The sequence below is a fragment of the Gordonia sp. LMA167 genome (assembly GCF_058130025.1).
On record NZ_CM176708.1, the window covers coordinates 2,461,202 to 2,481,052 of the forward strand.

The following is a 19,851-nucleotide window of genomic DNA, read 5'->3' on the forward strand; positions in this document are numbered from 1 at the left end:
GACGTCGGTGCCGGCGTGAGACGGCGGTGGTCGCTCCATTCGACAGCTAGTTGACGAACTTGTCAAGAAATGCCTATCGTTCCTGCAGTCGATGGTGGGCTGGTTCGGACCGTCTGATCTGAGTGCCCCCGCACGCCGAGTGAAGGAGAACGCATGTCCAATCTGCTCGATCCCGGGAACGAACCGGCGCATGCGGTCGTCTACCGCGGCGTATCCGCGCTCAAGGCGTCAGTGGGGCAGAAGCTGGGACCGACCGACTGGTTGCTCGTCGACCAGTCGCGGATCGACTCGTTCGCCGATGACACCGAGGATCATCAGTGGATCCACGTCGACCCGGACCGCGCAGCAGACGGACCTTTCGGGGGCACCATCGCCCACGGGTTCTTGACACTTTCGTTGGTGCCCCATTTCATCAATCAGCTCCGACGAGTCGAGGGCGTGGCGATGGGTGTCAACTACGGCCTCGATCGCGTTCGGTTCCCGTCGCCCCTGCGCGCGGGGAGCCGTATCCGGGCAACGACGGAGACGATCACGGTCGACGAGGTGGGGCCGGGGATCGTACAGGTCGTCACGCGGACGGTCGTCGAGGCCGAGGGGGCGCCCAAGCCGGTGTGTGTGGCCGATCTGGTCGCGCGGTATCACGGGGAGGACGTCGAATGAACCACAGTTGGCCTTGGATGCTCGACACCGACTCGATCGACGAGTTGGTCGCACAACGGTCGGCGGCGACTCCCGCGGCGGCGGCGTTCCTCGATGAGCATGGCGCGACGGTGACGTTCGGCGAACTCGACGTCGTGGTCGGAAGGGTTGCGGCAGCCCTGAGTGACCGGGGCATCGGTTCCGGGACACGAGTCGCGTGGCAGCTGCCCACCCGGATCTCGACCGCGGTCACGATGCTCGCGCTGCGGCGCCTGGGTGCCGTTCAGGCGCCGATCATCACTCAGTATCGCGACAAGGAGGTCACCGCGGCCCTGCGCACGTTCGGCGCGGACGTTGTGCTGGTGCCGGGCACGTGGGGTGGCCATGACTACAGCGCGATGGTCCGTCGCCTGGACCTCGTCACGGCTCCGGAGCTGATCGAAGTCGGACATGCGCCGATGGAGGCGGAACCGGTCGACGTCGCGCCTTCCCGCGACGCCGACGATGTCGTCTGGGTCTACTTCACCTCGGGATCGACAGGCGCACCGAAGGGGGCACGGCACAGTGATGCGACCCTGTTGGCAACCGGATTGGCCTTCGGCGGGCAGGGTCGGCTCGGGGAGCGCCCCGGCGAGGTCGCCGCGATGGGCTTCCCGATAGCGCATGTCGGTGGCATCGAATACATCATCGCCTCGCTGGCCGGGGGATACCCCTTGCTACTGCTCGAGACGTTTGTGCCCGACCGTGCGGTCGAGTTGTTCGGAAAGTACTCCGTGACGACCACCGGCGGCGCGCCGCCCTTCTACCAAGCGCTGGTCGCACAGGCCCGCGCCGCGGCGCCGGAGAAACTGCTGCCGGCGCTACGGAGCCTGAAGGGCGGAGGCGCGCCCTGTTCGGTCGAGCTCTTCGACGAGGTTACCGACATCCTCGGTGTGGCCCTGGCCCACGACTACGGGATGACCGAGGTGCCCATGCTCGCCGTCGCCGACCCACAGGATCTGCCGCAGATCCGTGCCCGGACCGACGGACGGCCGATCCCGGGCAACGAGGTCAGAATCGTCGACCTGGAGGGCAATCTGTGCGCGTCGCTCACGCAGGGTGAGGTTCAGGTGTCGGGACGGGGGGTCTGCCACGGTTACACCGATGCCGACGAGACCGCGAAGGCATTCACCGCCGATGGTTGGTTCCGCACCGGCGACATCGGCGTGATGCACCCGACAGGCCACATCGAGGTCGTCGGCCGGCTCAAGGACATGATCATCCGCAAGGGCGAGAACATTGCGCCGGTCGAGGTCGAGACGGCGCTCATGACGCACCCGGCGGTTGCAGAGGTGGCGGTCATCGGCTTGCCCGACCCGGAACGTGGCGAAATCGTCTGTGCGGTCATCAGCATCGCTGCGGGGGCCGAGGCTCCATCCCGCGCCCAATTGCGGGACCACCTACTCGGCTGGGGCCTGATGCCGCAGAAGATCCCGGAGCGCGTCGAGATCGTGGCGCAACTGCCTCGCACCGGGCTCGCCAAGGTCGCCAAGGCCGAGCTCAAGCTGCGCTACACACCAACCGAAGCGCTCTGAGGTTCGGTGATCGTGCCCATGATCATGTGGGCGATCGCCGCGACGACCTCGCGACTGTCGATGGGCAGGTGGCGGACATGGATCTGATTCCATGTCCGCTCCACCATCGACACGATGCTCAGTCCGAGCGCCTCCGGTGCGTCGGTCGGTGTCATCTGACGGCTTCGTAACGCGATACCCACCAGGAACGCTGTGCGCATCTGCAATCTGTTGGCAGTGGCGCGGAACTCTTCGTCGGTCGGGCCGGACTCGCTGAGCGCGTTCATGAACGCGCCGTGTTGATCCATGAAATCGAAGTAGGACTGCACCCATCCGCGGAGATCGTCGTAGCGGGTGGGACGGGGAAGTTCATCCAGTGCACCGACAACTGCCAGACAGTCCCGATAGGTGGTGCGGCCGAGGACCTCGACCACGTCCATCTTGCTCTTGAAGTAGGTGTAGAACCCTGCCCGCGATGCACCGCACTCGTCGGTGATGTTGTTGATCCGTGTGCCGGCGTAGCCCCGCTCGAGGAACAGTTTGCGGGCGGCATCGAGAATGGCCTCGCGCGCCTTCAACGCGCGAGGGCCGAGGTCGGCCAGTTCCTCGTCCGCAGTTGGCGTCGACGACTCGTTGCTCGCGCTTGTTTCCAAGGTCATCGGTGGTCCTCCTTGTGTCTTGGGATCGTCGCCGTCCGCGCAAGTGTCGCGCCGCGAGTCCATGGTAGCCAGCTACTTGACATCTCGTTCCGGCCATCTCATGCCCGTGTTATGTGTACCTGAACGGGTACTTTCCCCTCAAGTCCGAGACCCTAGCATGCAATAGTTGACACTTTCGTCAAACTAGCGTTATGTTCTGTCCAGCAGCTCATCAACTCTGCGCTCGCTTCTGAAAGGGGAACCCCATGACCCAGTTCACCGACGCACCGATCTTCGATGCGGATCAGCACATGTACGAGACGCCGGACGCACTCACGAAGTACCTACCTGACAAGTACAAGTCGGCAGTGAACTTTGTGCAGGTCGGCCATCAGACACGGATCTCCATCCTCGGAAAGATCCGTGATTACATCCCGAACCCGACATTCGACAAGGTGGCGGCGCCGGGTGCCTGGGAAGCCTTCTTCGCGGCCGAGAACCACGAAGGCAAGACCCTGACGCAGATGGCCAGGGAGCGTGTCATGGAGTCGATCCCGGCGTTCCGCGCGCCGGAGCCGCGTATTGCGGCGCTGGACAACCAGTCTGTGCACGAAGCGCTCATCTACCCGACGTTGGCCAACCTCGTCGAGCACTCGGCGTCCGAGGATCCCGAACTGTGCTCCGCGATGATCCACGCACTCAATCGGTGGATGCTCGAAACATGGGGGTTCACCCACGAGAACCGCCTTTTCATGACTCCGGTCATCAACCTCGGCCTCCTCGACGAAGGCATGCGTGAGCTCGAGTACGTGTTGGAGAACGGCGCCAAGGCCATCTTGATCAAGCCGGCTCCCGTCCGGAACTGGAAGGAGTGGCGCAGTCCCTCGCTCCCCGAGTTCGACCCGTTCTGGCGTGAGGTCGAGGCCGCCGGGCTGCCGGTCGTTCTGCACGCGAGCCAGCCTCCGCTCGACGACTACATCAACAAGTGGGAGCCACCCAACTCGCAGGTGTTCACGGAGATGAGTGCGTTTCGGTGGATTGCGCTCGGTCACCGCGAGATCACCGACATGATCACCGCGCTGATCACGCACGGGACATTCACGCGATTTCCCAAGTTGCGCGTTGCCAGCATCGAGAACGGATCTGCTTGGCTGCACCCGTTGTTCCACGACTACGAGGACTTCTACAAGAAGATGCCGCAGGCGTTCCCGGAGCACCCGATCGATGTGTTCCGGCGCAACATCTGGGTGAGCCCGTTCTGGGAGGGCTCTGTCGCCGACGTGGTCGAGACAGTCGGCTGGGATCGGGTGATGTTCGGTTCGGACTTCCCGCATCCCGAGGGGCTCCAAGAGCCCACCGGCTACTGGCGGTACGCCGAGGGAATGGACGAGAAGCGCACGTATGATTTCATGGGCGACAACGCGCGTCGCTTCCTGGGCCTGCCGGTGCGCAATCCGGCAGAACTCGCCACCTTGTGAGAAGTCACCTATGAGTCCCGCTGCGCTGGTAGTCGGCGCCTGCGAAGCGTCCCGGGAAGCGATCGCCGTCACGGCGACAAGCGTCCCGGGACGTCTTCGTTTGCCCGGTCCGGTGGTCTGTCTATAGTGTTGTGGTTCTTGTCTTTTCGCAGTCTGTTTCACAGCCGCATCTGGGCAGCCCTCACGCCTAGGTGACGGTCTCGAGCTTCTCGATGCGTCGGCGACTGCATCGGAGGCGGACCCACAGGCGGTGGGCACCGCGGTGATGGCGATGCTGGAGCGCTCCTGGTCCGTCGTCGATCACCAGCATCTGCCGTCACCGGATCGTGAGCGCGTTGTCGAGGCCATTGTGGAACTTGTGTGCCGGTTCCTCGCCTGACCGGGACCCGACGTCACCCCGGCTTCGCCGAGGCGAGAGATATTCAGACGTGCTCATGTCTGCAGGCGTTCGACGATCCCCAATTCCGCGAGAACCTCCGCGGTGTGCGTACCGGGCTCGGTCGATGCAGCGAGCCGCGGGGTACCGGAGTCCCACCTGACGAACCCGGCTACCACCGCCATCCGGCCGTGGATGTGGTGGTCGATGATCTGGGTGAAATCGTTGGCACTCAGGAACTCATCGAACATCTCGCGTTCGCGATCGAGCACCGGGCAGGCGGCGACGCCGGCGTCGGTGGCGCAGCGGATCGCGTCGTCCACCGTGCGGTCGGAGATGTCTGCAGTCACTGCGTCGGAAGGCGTGGCGATGCCGAGGGCATGGGCAAGGGGCGCATCGCTGCGGCGATCCGCCGCTGCGAACGCCACCCAGCCGTCGGCGCAGCGCTGCAGACTGCGAGCGAAGAACGGTCCGACGAAGTTCGCGCCGCCCACCACGGCGTTGGGGCTGCCGGCATAACTGGTGAACTCGTCGAACTGCGCGAAACCTGTTGTCTGCGCGAGTGACGACTCGATCCGCGACCCGCGTCCGGTACGGCTGAACCGGGCGTATAGGGCCGCGGTGATCGCCAATGCGCTCAATACGCCTGTTGCGGTGTCGTGCACCGAGATGTTGCTGACGACCGGTGGCCCGTCGCCACCCTGCGCCAGCGCCAGCCCGCTCATCGACTGGATTATCGGATCGAACCCCGGTAGACGCGCGCCGGCCTGGGTCGTGCCGAATGCGGTCACTGAACAATGGGTGATGGTCGCGTTGGCCCGCGCGACGTCCTGTGGCTCGAGTCCCAGTGCGGCACCCGAAGCGGGGCGTAGGTTGTCGAGGAGGACGTCGGACTTTCGGAGCAGCTCGATGAAGTGGTCGTGGTCGTCGGACTGGTGCAGGTCGAGTGACATGCACCTCTTGCGCTGATTCAAGGCGAGGTAAGCGATCGAAAAGGCGCGATAGGGATCTCCGGTTTCCTGCTCCACTTTGACCACGTCGGCGCCCATCTCGGCGAGAACGGCCGTAGCCGTCGGGCCGGCCAGGTACGACGCCAGGTCCACGACTCGCAGACCGTCGAGGGGCAGGTCGTCCCGGTGTTCAGCGCTGCGAGCCCCCCGCTTGTCCCAGCCGAGCGTTGCCAGGGCGGCCTCGTCGTCGAAACCGCCTGCAATCCAGGTATTCCCGTCGATGGTGAGTGGGATGGTAGGCATCTCGATCCGGCCGACAACCGGATGCTCGGCGGTGGTGAACGATCCGAGTTCGGTGACCAACTCACTCTCTCGCCACTCCTGTCGGGTGCCCGTCGGCGCGCACGGGACGCCGGCCTCGTGCAGAGTCTGCAGCCACTGATCGCGGCTGGCGGTGGCGAAGTGGTGTTCGAGGGCGGAGCCGGCAGCGGTGGCGGCGGCGGGCGAGATCCGGATCGAATCCGGATCTCCATCCACTCCCGGCAGAGTGAGGATGTCGAGGCGATCCAACGCGTCGAGGGCGCGGATGAACAAGGGTGACGTCAGTGCGGCGAGGAAGAGCCATTCTCCGTCGGCGCATTGGTATCCACGCCAACTCGGTACCGGGCCGCGCGCACTGCCGGGATTGAAAACCTCGCTGTCGAGTCCATCGACCATCATGGTGAGCATCAAGACGGATACGGCGTGCAGACCGGTCACCACAGCCGCGCCCCCGTGTCGTCCGCGAGCCCGCCCGACCAGCGCGCTGACTGCGGCGGTGGCACCGAGTGCGGCGTGCACGGGAGCGATCAGATCAACTGTGGTGGCCACCGGACTGCCGTCGGCCGACGGTCCATGCGTCGCCACACCGCCGAGCGCGGCCAGCAAGAAGTTGTCGGGCGGCAACTGATCGACCCAACGGCCCGTCGTACCGTAGGTGGGCATCCACACGTGGGTGCATCCCGGGGCCCGATCGGCGATAGCGGCCGCAGAGCACCCATGGTCGTGCAGATCGCCAGGCGGCCGATCAGTGAGATAAATGTCCGCGCTCTCCGCCAGACCCGGTATCTCAGTGGCGGATACGTTCACCCGGCGCTTTCCGCGGTGGTGGACCGGATTCCCACCGCAACAGGTGCACGGGCTCGCCGAATCGTCGTGAATCACCACCCGTACAACATCGGCCCCCAGGTCCGCGAGCAGGAGGCCTGCGAGACGCGCCTGCGGGGTGTGCGAATCCTCGAGTACGCGCACACCTGACAGCGGGGGAACGTTGGTCGTGTGTGAGGCGTGTGGCATCAAGACCTCCTGGGCGGTGACAAACGCGACGGGATCGTGCGCGGACTCAGGTGACTATCGAATCGACCTTCAACGCGATGACAGCGTCCCAGTCGAGGCCCAGTTCCTCCTGCAGAATGGCGTCGGTGTGTTCGCCGGCCGACGGCGCACGGGTGAGATCGGGAGGCGTCTCGTCGTACTGGACGGGGTTCGCGACCAGACCATAGGTGGCCGAGCCATCGGCAGTGGTAACCGGGCGGATGTAGCCGTTGGCGATCACCTGTGGATCCTCGAGGACCTCACCGGGCGTCTGTACGACGGCCCATGCGCCCTTGAGCTTGTCCATCCGCTCGCGCCACTCCGCCAGCGGTCGGGCCTCGAAGGCCTTGCGCAGTTCGTTCACACACTCGACGCGGTTCTGGAATCGGGCACCCGCATCGGCAAAACGCTCGTCGGCAATCAGTTCGGGGCGTTCGATGAGCTCGCACACCTCCGGCCAGAACCGGTCGGCCTGCAGCATCATCAGCTGGACGAAGCGTCCGTCGGAAGTCTTGTAGTAGTTGACGATCGGGTTCGGCATGTCGTCGGTGGTGAAGCGTGGCAGGTTCTCCTCGCCCAGGAGGCCGGTGGCCACCAGATCCGGGGAGATGTGCCAGGCCGCCGCACCGAGAAGTGAGACGTCGACGATCGACGTCTCGCCGGTCCGTTCACGTTTGAACAAGGCGCCTGCAATACCAGAGGCGATCATGAACCCGCCCATGATGTCGCCGAAGGCGGGGCGTTGCATGGGGGGCCACGGTGCGTCGGGTTCCTTGATCATGTGGGCGACTCCGCCTCGTGACAGGTATGCCGTGCCATCGAAGCCCGGCTTGTTGGCCTCGGCACCCTTTACGCCGAAACCGGTGCCGCGCGCGATGATGATCTGCGGATTCGCGGCGCGGAGGTCCTCGACGGTGAGGCGCAGCTTCTCCAATCGTTCCGCCAACATGCTGGTCAGGAAGACATCCGATTTCGCGACGAGCTCGAGTAACAACTCGCGCCCCCGTTCGGTCGTCACATCCAGTCCGAGACTGCGCTTTCCGCGGTTGGGCTGCTCGATGATGAAACTGACACCATTGGCGCCCTTCGCGCCCACCGCACCGACCGACAGTCCGCGTTGCGGATCGCCGGTCACCGGATCTTCCACCTTGATGACGTCGGCGCCCCAATCGGCGAGCACCGCGCCCGCTGTCGGCACAAATGTCCAGCCCGCCAATTCGACGACCTTGACGCCGTCCATTACTCCGGTCACCACATGTCCTTTCGGTTACTGTCTCGACGAGCCATCTGTTCACGGGGTTGGCGGTGTGGAATGCCGACAGAAGATCTGACGCCGGTGTCGCATGGTCTTCGAGCCACTCGCACTCGGCTTGGTGGAGTGTTCACATACGCTGCGAGGTCGGACTTCTGTCACCGGAACTGCTCTACATGAAGCATCGTAGCGAGGTTCTAACGGTGTTGTCACCAATTTGGTGATATCAATGATCACGAGCTGAGAGGAACAATGATGTCGGTTGCAGAAGAGTTCGGCGCGTTCCTCGCGTCGGAGGTGCCAGGTTTCCGGGAGCGATGGGACGACATCTCGGAATGGGCTGCCCGTGTCGACTGGCAGCGCACGCTCAACACCGGTCGATGGGCGGCGCCCGCCTGGCCTGAGGAACACGGTGGCCGGGGACTCGAGCCGCATGAGGTGGTGGTGGTCGAGGAGATGCTCGCCGCGGAGGGGTTCCCGATCATCGCCGGTGTCCTCGGCATCAACAATGTGGGCCCGACGCTCATCGCATGGGGCAACGAGGAGCAACAGAGCCACCTGCCGGCCATCCTCAGCGGAGATGAGATGTGGTGTCAGGGGTTCAGCGAGCCGAACGCCGGTTCGGATCTCGCATCGCTGCGCACCAAGGCTGTGCGCGACGGCGCTCATTTCGTGGTGAACGGTCAGAAGATCTGGACCTCGAACGGCACCCATGCCACGCATATGGAGTTGCTCGTGCGGACCGATCCGCAGGCGGCCAAGCACAAGGGCATCTCGGCGTTGACGGTTGACCTGTCGACACCCGGGATAGACATCCGCCCGATCAGACAGATCAACGGCGAGGAGGAGTTCGCCGAGGTGTTCTTCACCGATGTTCGTGTGCCGGTGGAGAACCTGCTCGGCCCGGAGAATCAAGGGTGGCGTGTCACCATGACCACGCTGGGCCACGAGCGCTCGGCGATCGCCGCTCTCGCCCGTCGACAACACGGCGACGTTGTCGCGCTTGTGCACGATCGCCTGGCAACGACAACCGCTCCGTCGTTGCGCGACGAACTCGTGCGGCGCTACATCGAGACTTTCGTCGCGGCCAACATGGGCGAACAGATGCTGGCCCGGGTGGCTGAGGGGGAACAACCGGGAGCCGAACAAACAGTGATCAAGCTGCTGTGGAGTGAGACCGGTCAACGGGTCGACGCGACCCGTCTGGCGATGGCGGGGGTCAACGGGGTCCTCGGTCGAGACCCTGATCCCGTGAAGCAGTATCTGACCGGACGCGCGCTCACCATAGCCGGTGGCACCACGCAGGTCCTCAAGAACATCATGGCCGAGCGCGTGCTCGGATTGCCGAAGGAGTGAGTCGATGCCCGTGACAACGCAGGCCGAACGGCGCGAGCTGCGCTCGGCAGTACGCGATTTCCTCGAATCCGTGTACCCGCCGCTCTCGTCCGAGACTCGTGTGGGTGCCGGCGACAAGCTCGACGACGCGACGTGGGCGCGGGTGTCGGGCGAGATCGGTCTACCCGGGCTGGTCGTACCCGCGTCGGAGGGCGGACAAGACCTCGGCGTGACCGAGGCCGCCGTCGTTCTCGAGGAGACCGCACGGGTCTTGTTCGCCCAGCCGTTCCTGAGTAGTTCTGTGCTGGCGACCATCGCGATCAAGGAATCAGGTGAGGGCGCAGCGTTCTTGTCCCGGCTGGCGTCGGGTTCGCTGATCGCGACGCTGTGTCTCGACGATGACCCGGACATGCCGATGACGGCCACGCGCGTCGATACCTGTTGGCAGCTCAACGGCGCCAAGGAGCTTGTGCTCGATGCGACGCTGGCGGGGTCGTTTGTGGTGAGCGTCGCGCTGGACGGGGAGACCGCACTTCTCCTGGTGGACGCCGACCAGGTCACGATCGAGCCGTATGAGGGAATCGACCTGACCCGCAGCATCGCTCGCGTACGGTTCGAGGCCGCTCCGGCGATCCGGCTTGGTGGAGACCAGACCGAGTTGGTGGCGCGTCTGGGACACCTTGGGGCGGTGGCCGCTTCGGCCGAACTGACCGGGTTGGCTGATCGAGCCATGACCTTGGCCGTCGAGTACGCGCAAACCCGAGTGCAGTTCGGGAGGCCAATCGGTTCTTTCCAGGCCGTCAAGCACCTGTGCGCGGACATGCTCACCATTGTCGAGAGCTCACGGGCCGCGACCGCAGCCGCAGCAGCGTCCGCCGACGACAGGCCGGACGAGCTCGCCGTCACCGCCGCGATCGCCAAGGCATGGACGTCTGAACAGTGCCCTCTGGCAACCGAACTGCTGATCCAGATCCTCGGAGGCACCGGCTACACGTGGGAGCATCCCGCACATCTGCTCCTCCGGCGGGCGCGCACCCTGGCCGTGACCTTCGGTGACGCTGCGGACCATCGGGAACGTCTGGCCGAGTTGCTCGCTGCCCGCTGAGCATGGCGCCGGTGCGCCGAGATGGTTACCGGCGCAGGAGATCATTTCGCACTTGTCGAGAGGATACGGATCAGCGGACTCGGGCGCTGCGTCAGAATGCGCGCTGCTCACGTCAGAGTCGCGCGCAGCGCCTTCTTGTCCAGCTTTCCGGTGGGAAGCTTGGGCAGTTCACCGACGGAGCGGAGAGACCTGGGCAATTTGTAGCGGGCCAGGGTCGGCGCAAGGTATTCCCTCAGTCCTTCGAGGGTGAGCCGAGCGTTCGATCGCAGGACCACCACGGCCGTAACCGCTTCGCCCCACCGCTTGTCCTGAACTCCGACGACGGCGCACTCGGCCACATCCGGATGTGCGCTGATCGCATCCTCGACCTCGAGTGAGTAGATGTTTTCTCCGCCGGAGATGATGACGTCCTTCTTTCGGTCGACGAGGTGCAGCAGACCGTCGTGGTCGACGATCCCGATGTCGCCCGTATGACACCAGCCGTCTCGGATCGTCTCCGCGGTGGTGATCGAGTTGTTCCAGTATCCGAGGAACATGGTCTCGCTGCGGACGATGATCTCGCCGGCGGTCCCGGTCGGCAAGTCTTCTCCGTCGTCGTCGACAATGCGTATCCTGTTGCCCGGGAAGGGTATGCCGACCGACGACAGTCGGCGGACCGACCGTTCGCCGTTGTCCCTGGTGTGGAACTCGAACGGTAGTCCCGACGTGATGACCTCTGTCTGGCCGTACATGTTGGTGAAACCGGCGTCAGGCATCGCCGTCATGGCCGCGGCGAGTGTCGAACTCGTGATCGGCGCGGCGGAGTAGACCACGACGCGCACCCCGGTCAGGCGGTGATCGGTCCTGCTGTCGGCTTCCTCCAGAAGTTCCTGGAGCATCGTCGGCGCGAGATGCAGGGCGGTGATGTCATCGGATGCGATGACGTGGAGTGCGTCAGCGGGTTCGAACTGCCTGCGCAGCACACAGCAGCCGCCGCGCGCGTGGAGGGCGAGCCCGATCGCCATGGCGCCGATGTGGAACATCGGCATCACCAGCAGCACGCGATCGGACGAGCCCGTCCTCATCTCGTTGTTCGTCGTGAACGCAACACGATGCAACCCGCGCTGTCCAAGCATGCAGCCCTTGGGTTTTCCTGTCGTGCCGCTCGTGTAGATCAGGCAGGCGATGTCGTCGGGTCGCGCACAAAGGGTTCGCGAACGGCCGTCGGCGGACGCCAGGAAGTCCTCGTAGTCCTCGCAGTCGTCAGGTGTCATACCCGCCAGCGGATCGAGCGCGACGATGACCTCGATGCTGCCGAGGGTTGGCAGCAACTCCGCCACCGATGCATAGCAGTCCGCGTCGACGAACAACACGCGCGGCGCTGCGTCCGCGAGGATAGCGACGACCTCGGCGGGTGCAAGCCGGAAGTTGACCGTGGCCACCACGATGCCGCTGAGCTGCCCCATGGCCAGGACCTCGCCGAACTGGATCGAATTGCGGCCGAACACGGCGACCCGGTCCTGGCGGCGGAGGCCCCGCGCCTCAAGTGCCGCAGTCAATCGGTCGGCGCGTTCATAGAGTTCTCGGTGCGTCCTTACCTGACCGTCGGCCAGGTACGCGGGTTGGTCGCCGAACCGTCTGGCGTTGTCCGAGACGAGGTCTGCCAGACAGACGTCGAGAGTCATTTCGGTGCTCCTGGTGCCAGGTGATCGCTGGTGGTCCCGGGGGGCAATCAGCGAGACGACCAGCGGGTGATCAGCTTGTCGGTTGTGGTCAGATCGGCAACCATCGCGATCGAATGCCGCAGCGCCATCTCGGCGTATTCAGGTGGCGTGCCGGCGACCGCGTCGCGTGGCACCACCACCCGGAACCCTGACTGCGACAGGTGCCCAGCAGTGAAAGGTAGTGCGACGTTGAGGGATACGCCGACGAGAACCACCGTCGCGATCCCGTGTCCACGCAGCACCGGGATCAGTTCGGTGTCCAGTGTCGGAAAGAGTCCGTGATGGCGCGGGACCACGAGATCGACCGTGTCGAACAACGCCGACACCACCTGCGTTTCGGGGGTCCCATGCTCCCAGTGGGCAGTGGCGGGACCCAGGGATCGCCACAGGCGTGCGGTCCCGGGTATTCGAGCGCCGACGTTGCCTTCGTGCGTCGCGTGGATCACCTGGATGCCACTGGATCGCGCAGTGCAGAGCAGACGCGCGAGCGTGTCGACCAAGATCGTCGAGTCGGCGCCGAGTGCCGGTAACACGGCGTCGGGTCCGAGCACGCCGTTCTGGCACTCCACACACAGTACGGCCGTCGCGGCCGATGAATCATCGCCATTTGTCATGTCGCGCGCTACTTGGGTTGGAACCTCTGAGCGCCGTCGAGCCGCAGTACCTCGCCATTGACGTACCCGTTGGTCAACAGGAACGTCGCGGCATCGGCGAACTCCTCGGGTGTGCCGAGCCGCTTCGGGTAAGGCACATTGGCGGAGAACTTCGCAATGGCCTCTTCTCCGACGGACTCCATGATGGGAGTCTTCATCGTGCCGGGCGCAATGGTGTTGACCCGGATCCCGACCGAACTCAGATCTCGCGCGGCGGCGAGGGTCAGGCCGATCACGCCCGCCTTCGCGGCCGCATAGGACGTCTGACCGATCTGCCCTTCGTACCCTGCGATCGACGCCGTGAGTACCAGGGCTCCGCGCCCGCCGGAAGCAAGCTCGGGTGCTGTGGCGACAGACGCGGCCACCAATCGGGCCACATTGTATGTGCCGGTGAGGTAAAGATCGATCGTCTTGGTGAACCCACTGAGGTCAGCGGGTGAGCCGTCGCGCTGCACCATTCGTTGGGCCACCCCGAAACCGCCGTGTGCGACGACGCCGTAGCGCAGCTGCCCGAGTTCGTTCGCCTTCTCGACGGCGCTGAGAACGCTCGCTTCGCTGGTGACGTCGGTCTTGACGAACGCTGCTCGCTCGCCGAGTTCCTTCGCGAGCTGCTCGCCCTTCTCCTCGGCGAGGTCGGCGATGACCACGGCCATCCCCTCAGCGTGGAGTCGGCGCACCGCGGCCTCGCCGAGTCCTCCCGCGCCGCCGCTGACTATTGCCGATGCTTCCTCGAATGCCGCGACCATCGTGGTCCTCCAGAATCATGTTCGGTGATCATTAGTTGACGATTATGTCAGATAACTACAGCCGAGGTCCGATGGCAAGCCCATGCGCGTCGCGCCGGTGTGCCCGCAGGGCTGATTTTGATGCTCAACTGCAGCTTTGACCAGATTCATTGCTTCTGGGAAGCTGGTGTCAGATCATCTGTGACTGGTGGAAACGTCCCGTCTCGCCACATCATCGAAGCTGCTAGGCGGTGATCTGTACTCCATGTCAACTGTCGCCGGGGCGTCAGCGATATGCGGTGACTCGAGCGACGAGTGCGACCTTTCCGTCGTCGCCGATTGCGCGCGCGTCGCCCACAGCGGTGCTGCGTCCCACCCGGATCGCCGTGCCCTCGTATCGGGAATTCTCTCCTGCCATGAAGGGGCGGAGGAAGTTCACCCGCAGCGAGGCGGTCTGCAGCTCACCCATATGGCCGTGGTTGATCGCTGCAGACGCAGCGAGTTCGAGGCCGGCTGACGCCACACCGCCGTGCACGATGCCGATGTCATTGTTCAGGCAGGGGTCGGACTTCTGTACCAGGACTTGACCGCCATCCGCTGATCGCGGGCTTACCGCCATGAGGTCGGCGATCGTCGTCGCGGCGGTCCGCTCCAGGGTTTCCTGTGGCCGCGGAGACAGGGTGTCACCTGCGTCGATGAAGAAAGAGCGCACCGTACCCCCGCCGATCACGGTTCCGCGATGGGTCAAAGTGCAGATGCCCAGCGAGGTGGAGCCCGTCGAACCCAGGACGTGCGCGCTCGCAGACACCAGGCCGTCGAGATCCTCGACTGCGGAGAGGTTGAGTTCGAGCGACAGTTCACTGGAGACCGTCCACTGATGTGGTCCACGGCGATGATGGTTAACGATTCCCGCGGCAGCGTCGACGAGTATGGCCAGCGGGCCCACGGTCGGCGCGCCGGTGATCGGATTGCGGTACCGCTCCATCGGCATGGACATCACGGCACTCGCCGCGTTCGGGTCGTCCTCGTCGTACGAGATCCCGAATCGGACCTGAATGTTGTCGGGTGTCTCCAGATCGTGGTCGTCGACCCGCTGTTCTGCCTTGCTCATTTGACAAGGTGTATCACGAGAAAGGCGAATGAGCTGCGTCATCGACAGCGGGCCACGCAAAATCTAACATCAGTGTCACAAGACGTATGCATCACTGGACTGAGGAGAGCGCATGGCGTTGAGGGTCGGCATCATCGGTGTGGGATGGGGTGCCCACGTACAGGTACCCGGGTTCCGGGCGGCGCAGGGGTTCGAGCCCGTTGCGCTGTGTGCACGCACACCTCGGCGACTGGAACGTGTCGCGGCGCGCCTCGACATCGATAGCACCTCAACCGACTGGCGGGCATTCGTCGCCCGTGACGATCTCGACGTCATCTCGGTCGCCACCCCCACGGCGTTGCACCACGATATGGCGCTCGCCGCGCTGGACGCGGGCAAGCCGGTGTTGTGTGAAAAGCCTCTGGCCGGTGATCTCGACTCGGCTCGGAATCTTGTCCGCGCCGCCGCCCAGACTGGGTTGCCCACCGCGTGCGGTTTCGAAAATCGTTGGAACGCAGACTGGTTGGCGGTCGCAGCCAAGGTGCACTCAGGCTTTCTGGGGAAGCCCTACCTTGCGCGTGTCAGCCGTAGCGCCAGTTACTGGCATCCGGACCATCCGCCGCAGGCGGCGTGGATGTACGACCGGGATCAGGGCGGCGGCTACTTGGCCGGGATGCTGGTGCACGACATCGACTTTCTGTGCAGCGCGTTCGGCCGCCCGCAGTCTGTGTGCGCCGAAGTGCGCACCAGTGAGCCTGTCCGCGACCTGCCCGACGGTGGGCGCCTCGCGGTCACTGCCGACGACACCGCCGCGTTGCTGATGCGGATGGAGTGCGGTGTGATCGCCATCCTCAGCGTCTCGGTGATGGGTGCCCACACGGACCACTATCGACTCGAGTTGTTCGGCTCTGACGGGACGATCATCGGAGACGGAGGCCTACGGTCGGCCCGATATCGCGCCGGCCTCGCCGGCGACGACGGGTTGGCGCCACTCTCGGTCGACGAACGCGAGCCGGCCTACCCCGATGTGTTGCCGAGCGGCCTGGCCGGCCATGCTGCTCGTGCACTGGCGCTGATGCTGCGCGATTGGTTGCCCGCGTTCGACGGCGCGCCAAGTGCGGCGCCGACATTCGCAGACGGCCTCCTGTCGCTGGCGGTGATCGACGCCGCGCATCGCTCCGCGACGGGCGAGGGGTGGGTCGACGTCCGTCTCTGATCACGGACGCGCGCGGAGCGTTCACTGCTGTCAGAAGTGACGGAGAATAGTCACTTGAGTTCTGGTCGAATGGACCTCGTTCGTCGCGACCGTGCAGTAATCCATGATGCAGATCAATGCGTGTCGCTCCTCGTTGCTGGCCAAGTTGACTCCGGAAGGGGTGACTTGTTTCCCGGTAGTGCTGGATTGTTGCCTAGATCACGTCTATCCTAATCTGGACGCAGTGTCAGAAACCGGACCGGCCTCAGTAGGTGGTTCCCACCTCGGGCGCTTGCGCGCCGAGATTTGCGGACCAGCGTGAGCCGTGCGTCGGACGTTTACGAACTTTCACGAGCAGGAGGCCCTATGCCACTCCAAGATCACCACCAGATCGTCTCGGTCGACGACCATCTGGTCGAACACCCGAAGGTGTGGCAGGACCGTCTGCCGGCCAAGTACCGGGAGCAGGGGCCGCGGATCATCGAAGTCGACGACAAGCATCTCTGGTCCTATGACGGTGCCGTGTTCCCCACCATCGGTCTCAACGCCGTTGCCGGGAAACCCAAAGAGGAATGGGGCATGGATCCGGTTCGCTACGAGGACATGATTCCCGGGTGCTACGAGCCCAACGCCAGGGTCAAGGACATGGACCTCGACGGTGTGCAGGCCGCCCTGTGTTTCCCATCGTTCCCGGGATTCGGTGGCGGGACGTTTGTGCGCGCGCAGGACAAAGAGCTGGCGTTGCTGTGTGTGAAGGCGTGGAACGACTTCTACATCGATGAATGGTGCGCGACCGCGCCCGATCGCTATGTGCCGATGTCGATCCTGCCGGTGTGGGATATCGAGGCGACGGTTGCCGAAGCCAAGCGGACGATCGCCAAGGGCTCACGCACGGTCTCTTTCCCGGACAATCCCATCCCGATGGGCCTGCCGTCGTTGCACTCTGATCATTGGGATCCGCTGTGGGCGGTACTCAGCGAATCCGGTGTCGTGGTGTCGCAACATTTCGGCTCCGGGTCGTTCGTCCCCGGATTCTCCTTCTCGTCGATGGCTCCCGTGGCCGGGCAGATGGCGATGCCGGATGCTCCGTTCGCGGTTGCCATCACGTTGTTCTCATCCAATCTGATGTGGACCACTGTTGACTGGCTCTTCTCCGGAAAGCTGCAACAGTTTCCGGATCTGCAGATCTCGCTCGCCGAAGGCGGCGTCGGCTGGATTCCGTATATCCTCGAGCGCGCTGACTTCGTCTGGGATCGGCACCGCTACTACCAGAACATCGACTTCGACGCGCGCCCCTCGGATCTGTTCCGCAAACACTTCTGGGGCTGCTTCATCGACGACGAGCACGGTCTCAAGAACCGCCACGAGATCGGCATCGATCGCCTCACATTGGAGATCGACTTCCCGCATTCCGACTCGAACTGGCCCAACTCGCGTAAGCGGGCTGCCGAGGTGCTTCGAGATGTCCCGGACGACGAGTGTTCGCTGATTGTCGAGGAGAACGCGCGGCGGATGCTGAACTTCCCCCGCGTCGACGTCCGCGACCCGGCAATCGTCCTCTGAGATGCGCACCGTAGGGGAATGGGCATGAGTGACAGTGATTCCGGTCCCGATGCACCGCAACGCGAGGAGGCCGAAGACCACGATCTGCTGACCTACGGCGAAGCCGGTGTGCGAGTGTTCGCAGAGGTGGGCAAGCAGAAGGATCTGCTTGCCGAGATGATCGCCGCCGGCGCTGATGAGGCTGCGATAGTGCGGGCCCGGCAGCGTCTGTCTGCGCTGGAAGACGCGCAGGAGCGCAACCGTAGGCAGCCCATCAACGACGAGAACTTCGAGTCGTTCTTCGGATACCCCGGAACGGCTCGACGCAACACGTGAACGAGCCGTGCCGGCTTGTCACTTTCGTGACAAGCCGGCACGCAGCCGGTCCTGGCCTGTTCGGTGCCGTTGGTGAAGCGGACGACCACTGAGTTCAGGACCTTGACATCGAAAGTAGGAACGCAGATGGCGGATCGAGCTGAAGTCGAGGAAGCATTCAAGGAGTACGTCAGGGTCGGGCTGGTCGGTGAGGACTGGGAAGCATGGACGAAGCTGTTCACCGAGGACGCCACCTATTTCGACCACTTCTACGGCACGTTCACGGGGCACGACGAGATTCTGCGCTACATCGAGGGCACGATGGGTGCGGCGCCGCACGTGTACAGCGTGCTTGTCTGGTACAACGTCGACGGAGATCGTGTCGTCTACCAAATCGTCAATCGGGCAGACAATCCCGAGCCGGGTGCACCCCCGATCGACTTCCCCTCGTGGCAGGTCATCCAGTATGCCGGCGACGGACGCTGGAAGTCCGAGGAGGACATCTGGGTGATGGGTGAAATGAAGACATTCGCACGCACATACTCCGAGGCCGCGCTTCGTCATCCCCAGTCGCTTGACGAGCGCCTCAGCCGGAAGGACTGGGGGCCATGGGTTGACTGGGCGCGCCCGGAGCCCGGTCACGTGGCGCGCCCGTCCTGGTACGACCGCCCTGGTTGGAAGCCATTGGGCTACAACGATATCGACTTCGGAATACGCAGTCACTGATCGACGTGGATACGAGTTGGGTCCAGTTGGTGTGAGTGCGCTGTGATTGCGTTCGCTGAACTTCGGGCGGAGTAGAGTACCTTACCTGCCGCTGTGAGGGCCCCGCATGAGCGTCCGTCACATCATGACCTCCGGCCGACGGCAGGTACGACGGGTACGGACCCAGCTCAGCGGAGTCCAGAAACCGCGTCGGCGCTGTGGAGATCCTCGATCGCAATGCATGCACGCCGCCAGCCGGCTTCGGCGTTGTCGGGTGCTTGCAGTCCTGGCCAGGCAATCGTCATCGCCGTCGCATCCCATGCCTCCGCGGCGTAGACGCGATACTGATCGAACGCAGTCGCCGCATCAGGCACACCAGGTGTCCCGGCTGATCGAAGACCGTCCAGGTAACGGTCGATCAGTTCGCGTTCGTGGGCCCGGCGTGTCTCCGGCTCGAGTCCGGTCACCATCCAGTAGGTGACCTCACGGATGCCAGGGCCACGCCAGATGACCTGCCAGTCAAGCAGTCCCGAGCGACCGTCGGCGCGGGAGAAGGTGTTGCCCAGGTGAGAATCGCCGTGCAACAACGTAAGCGGCCCGGTTTCGAAGGCGCGGTAGAAGGCGTCGGCATTGCCGTCGAGAGCCGAGACCAGGGCCTTCGCAGCGGGTCCGGCTTCGGGGCGGTCGAGCTGCAGGGCGGCGTGGCGACCGCGCGAGTAGAAACGATTCAGGAACTGGCTGCCCGGCCGCGTGCTCCACGGGCGTACCCAGTCGAGGTCCGAGGCGAAGCGCGAGCTGTCCCAGAATGTCGAATGCAGCCTGGCGAATGCGTCGATCAGTCCGCGCGCGTGGTCGATGGGACACGGGTCGGCCAGGGCGTACGGCTGCCCGCCTTCGGCGACCAGATCCTCCAGGACCATCAGGAATCGGGCCCCGCAACCGGCTCGCGCATACCAGGCGCGCGGAGCCACATCGCCGAGCGCTGGTGCGAGCTCGTTGTAGAAGCGGACTTCGTTGACGGCCATGTCGAGGGTGACGACCATGGCCCGGTTCTTGGCCGATAACGGCGTGCTCTTGATGAAGACGTTCTCCGGCAGACCCGCCGATTTCCCTGTGTCGTTCCACGCCACCGCGAGTCGGACGCGATCGGTGGTGCCGGTGGTCCCACCGATCGGTCCGGGTGTTGGTTAGCAGACGTGTTGATCGGGCAGATGAGGGACGTGGCATTGGTGATCGTTGTCCTT

Annotated in this window: 18 protein-coding genes; 10 read left to right on the plus strand and 8 right to left on the minus strand. The window is 64.4% G+C overall.

Annotated features, from left to right (window positions below; translation table 11 throughout):
• Positions 1-153: 153 nt before the first annotated feature.
• Both ACVT6V_RS11095 and ACVT6V_RS11100 read left to right on the plus strand, forming a co-directional pair.
• Positions 154-660, plus strand: a complete 507-nt coding sequence (locus ACVT6V_RS11095) for a MaoC family dehydratase (RefSeq protein ID WP_489899798.1) — start codon at positions 154-156, stop codon at positions 658-660.
• The gene (locus ACVT6V_RS11100) at positions 657-2,213 is read left to right on the plus strand and encodes a class I adenylate-forming enzyme family protein (protein WP_119032178.1); all 1,557 of its coding nucleotides are present in this window, start codon (positions 657-659) and stop codon (positions 2,211-2,213) included. Before ACVT6V_RS11095 ends, ACVT6V_RS11100 begins: the two co-directional genes overlap by 4 nt.
• On the opposite strand, the gene ACVT6V_RS11105 is transcribed toward ACVT6V_RS11100, so the two are convergent.
• The gene (locus ACVT6V_RS11105) at positions 2,189-2,851 is read right to left on the minus strand and encodes a TetR/AcrR family transcriptional regulator (RefSeq protein WP_489899799.1); all 663 of its coding nucleotides are present in this window, start codon (positions 2,849-2,851) and stop codon (positions 2,189-2,191) included. The genes ACVT6V_RS11100 and ACVT6V_RS11105 overlap by 25 nt on opposite strands.
• 245 nt (positions 2,852-3,096) lie before the next feature.
• Between ACVT6V_RS11105 and ACVT6V_RS11110 the strand changes: the two genes are divergently transcribed.
• Positions 3,097-4,308 carry an amidohydrolase family protein gene (locus tag ACVT6V_RS11110; RefSeq protein ID WP_489899800.1) on the plus strand — a complete coding sequence of 404 codons (1,212 nt, stop codon included), beginning with the start codon at positions 3,097-3,099 and terminating at the stop codon, positions 4,306-4,308.
• A 250-nt stretch (positions 4,309-4,558) separates the two neighbouring features.
• Complete coding sequence (locus ACVT6V_RS11115; RefSeq protein ID WP_489899801.1) at positions 4,559-4,687, plus strand: hypothetical protein; 129 nt, start codon at positions 4,559-4,561, stop codon at positions 4,685-4,687.
• A 53-nt stretch (positions 4,688-4,740) separates the two neighbouring features.
• Here ACVT6V_RS11115 and ACVT6V_RS11120 read toward each other — a convergent pair whose 3' ends face one another.
• Together ACVT6V_RS11120 and ACVT6V_RS11125 are read right to left on the minus strand one after the other, a co-directional pair.
• The gene (locus ACVT6V_RS11120) at positions 4,741-6,969 is read right to left on the minus strand and encodes a CoA transferase (protein ID WP_489899802.1); all 2,229 of its coding nucleotides are present in this window, start codon (positions 6,967-6,969) and stop codon (positions 4,741-4,743) included.
• A gap of 46 nt (positions 6,970-7,015) precedes the next feature.
• Positions 7,016-8,239 carry a CaiB/BaiF CoA transferase family protein gene (locus tag ACVT6V_RS11125; RefSeq protein ID WP_039880741.1) on the minus strand — a complete coding sequence of 408 codons (1,224 nt, stop codon included), beginning with the start codon at positions 8,237-8,239 and terminating at the stop codon, positions 7,016-7,018.
• 255 nt (positions 8,240-8,494) lie between these two features.
• On the opposite strand from ACVT6V_RS11125, the gene ACVT6V_RS11130 reads away from it, so the two are divergent.
• Positions 8,495-9,595: an acyl-CoA dehydrogenase family protein gene (locus ACVT6V_RS11130; RefSeq protein ID WP_489899803.1), complete on the plus strand. Its 1,101-nt coding sequence runs from the start codon at positions 8,495-8,497 to the stop codon at positions 9,593-9,595.
• 4 nt (positions 9,596-9,599) lie between these two features.
• Positions 9,600-10,679 (plus strand): acyl-CoA dehydrogenase family protein, encoded by a 1,080-nt coding sequence (locus tag ACVT6V_RS11135; protein WP_489899804.1) that lies wholly within the window; start codon positions 9,600-9,602, stop codon positions 10,677-10,679.
• Positions 10,680-10,786: 107 nt separating this feature from the next.
• On the opposite strand, the gene ACVT6V_RS11140 is transcribed toward ACVT6V_RS11135, so the two are convergent.
• The 4 genes from ACVT6V_RS11140 to ACVT6V_RS11155 all read right to left on the minus strand — a co-directional run bounded on the left by ACVT6V_RS11140 (position 10,787) and on the right by ACVT6V_RS11155 (position 14,871).
• Positions 10,787-12,343: an AMP-binding protein gene (locus ACVT6V_RS11140; RefSeq protein ID WP_489899805.1), complete on the minus strand. Its 1,557-nt coding sequence runs from the start codon at positions 12,341-12,343 to the stop codon at positions 10,787-10,789.
• A gap of 47 nt (positions 12,344-12,390) precedes the next feature.
• Positions 12,391-12,996, minus strand: a complete 606-nt coding sequence (locus ACVT6V_RS11145; RefSeq protein ID WP_124708141.1) for a cysteine hydrolase family protein — start codon at positions 12,994-12,996, stop codon at positions 12,391-12,393.
• Positions 12,997-13,004: 8 nt separating this feature from the next.
• Positions 13,005-13,781, minus strand: coding sequence for an SDR family oxidoreductase (locus tag ACVT6V_RS11150; protein ID WP_005199139.1), 777 nt, complete (start codon positions 13,779-13,781; stop codon positions 13,005-13,007).
• 265 nt (positions 13,782-14,046) lie between these two features.
• Complete coding sequence (locus ACVT6V_RS11155; RefSeq protein WP_005199140.1) at positions 14,047-14,871, minus strand: PaaI family thioesterase; 825 nt, start codon at positions 14,869-14,871, stop codon at positions 14,047-14,049.
• Between the two features lie 112 nt (positions 14,872-14,983).
• On the opposite strand from ACVT6V_RS11155, the gene ACVT6V_RS11160 reads away from it, so the two are divergent.
• The 4 genes from ACVT6V_RS11160 to ACVT6V_RS11175 all read left to right on the plus strand — a co-directional run bounded on the left by ACVT6V_RS11160 (position 14,984) and on the right by ACVT6V_RS11175 (position 18,628).
• Positions 14,984-16,066 (plus strand): Gfo/Idh/MocA family protein, encoded by a 1,083-nt coding sequence (locus tag ACVT6V_RS11160; RefSeq protein WP_489899806.1) that lies wholly within the window; start codon positions 14,984-14,986, stop codon positions 16,064-16,066.
• A 345-nt stretch (positions 16,067-16,411) separates the two neighbouring features.
• Positions 16,412-17,608: an amidohydrolase family protein gene (locus ACVT6V_RS11165; protein WP_124708139.1), complete on the plus strand. Its 1,197-nt coding sequence runs from the start codon at positions 16,412-16,414 to the stop codon at positions 17,606-17,608.
• 24 nt (positions 17,609-17,632) lie between these two features.
• Positions 17,633-17,923 carry a hypothetical protein gene (locus tag ACVT6V_RS11170; RefSeq protein ID WP_039880608.1) on the plus strand — a complete coding sequence of 97 codons (291 nt, stop codon included), beginning with the start codon at positions 17,633-17,635 and terminating at the stop codon, positions 17,921-17,923.
• A 126-nt stretch (positions 17,924-18,049) separates the two neighbouring features.
• Positions 18,050-18,628 carry a nuclear transport factor 2 family protein gene (locus ACVT6V_RS11175; protein WP_489899807.1) on the plus strand — a complete coding sequence of 193 codons (579 nt, stop codon included), beginning with the start codon at positions 18,050-18,052 and terminating at the stop codon, positions 18,626-18,628.
• Positions 18,629-18,795: 167 nt separating this feature from the next.
• On the opposite strand, the gene ACVT6V_RS11180 is transcribed toward ACVT6V_RS11175, so the two are convergent.
• Positions 18,796-19,737, minus strand: coding sequence for a phosphotransferase (locus tag ACVT6V_RS11180; protein ID WP_489899808.1), 942 nt, complete (start codon positions 19,735-19,737; stop codon positions 18,796-18,798).
• Positions 19,738-19,851: the final 114 nt, after the last annotated feature.

What these genes read in the sequence shown, in the direction of transcription:
- ACVT6V_RS11095 (WP_489899798.1), top strand. Translation starts at nt 154, where the DNA reads ATGTCCAATCTGCTCGATCCCGGGAACGAACCGGCGCATGCGGTCGTC.
- ACVT6V_RS11100 (WP_119032178.1), top strand. Translation starts at nt 657, where the DNA reads ATGAACCACAGTTGGCCTTGGATGCTCGACACCGACTCGATCGACGAG.
- ACVT6V_RS11105 (WP_489899799.1), bottom strand. Translation starts at nt 2,851, where the DNA reads ATGACCTTGGAAACAAGCGCGAGCAACGAGTCGTCGACGCCAACTGCG.
- ACVT6V_RS11110 (WP_489899800.1), top strand. Translation starts at nt 3,097, where the DNA reads ATGACCCAGTTCACCGACGCACCGATCTTCGATGCGGATCAGCACATG.
- ACVT6V_RS11120 (WP_489899802.1), bottom strand. Translation starts at nt 6,969, where the DNA reads ATGCCACACGCCTCACACACGACCAACGTTCCCCCGCTGTCAGGTGTG.
- ACVT6V_RS11130 (WP_489899803.1), top strand. Translation starts at nt 8,495, where the DNA reads ATGTCGGTTGCAGAAGAGTTCGGCGCGTTCCTCGCGTCGGAGGTGCCA.
- ACVT6V_RS11135 (WP_489899804.1), top strand. Translation starts at nt 9,600, where the DNA reads ATGCCCGTGACAACGCAGGCCGAACGGCGCGAGCTGCGCTCGGCAGTA.
- ACVT6V_RS11140 (WP_489899805.1), bottom strand. Translation starts at nt 12,343, where the DNA reads ATGACTCTCGACGTCTGTCTGGCAGACCTCGTCTCGGACAACGCCAGA.
- ACVT6V_RS11145 (WP_124708141.1), bottom strand. Translation starts at nt 12,996, where the DNA reads ATGACAAATGGCGATGATTCATCGGCCGCGACGGCCGTACTGTGTGTG.
- ACVT6V_RS11150 (WP_005199139.1), bottom strand. Translation starts at nt 13,781, where the DNA reads ATGGTCGCGGCATTCGAGGAAGCATCGGCAATAGTCAGCGGCGGCGCG.
- ACVT6V_RS11155 (WP_005199140.1), bottom strand. Translation starts at nt 14,871, where the DNA reads ATGAGCAAGGCAGAACAGCGGGTCGACGACCACGATCTGGAGACACCC.
- ACVT6V_RS11160 (WP_489899806.1), top strand. Translation starts at nt 14,984, where the DNA reads ATGGCGTTGAGGGTCGGCATCATCGGTGTGGGATGGGGTGCCCACGTA.
- ACVT6V_RS11165 (WP_124708139.1), top strand. Translation starts at nt 16,412, where the DNA reads ATGCCACTCCAAGATCACCACCAGATCGTCTCGGTCGACGACCATCTG.
- ACVT6V_RS11170 (WP_039880608.1), top strand. Translation starts at nt 17,633, where the DNA reads ATGAGTGACAGTGATTCCGGTCCCGATGCACCGCAACGCGAGGAGGCC.
- ACVT6V_RS11175 (WP_489899807.1), top strand. Translation starts at nt 18,050, where the DNA reads ATGGCGGATCGAGCTGAAGTCGAGGAAGCATTCAAGGAGTACGTCAGG.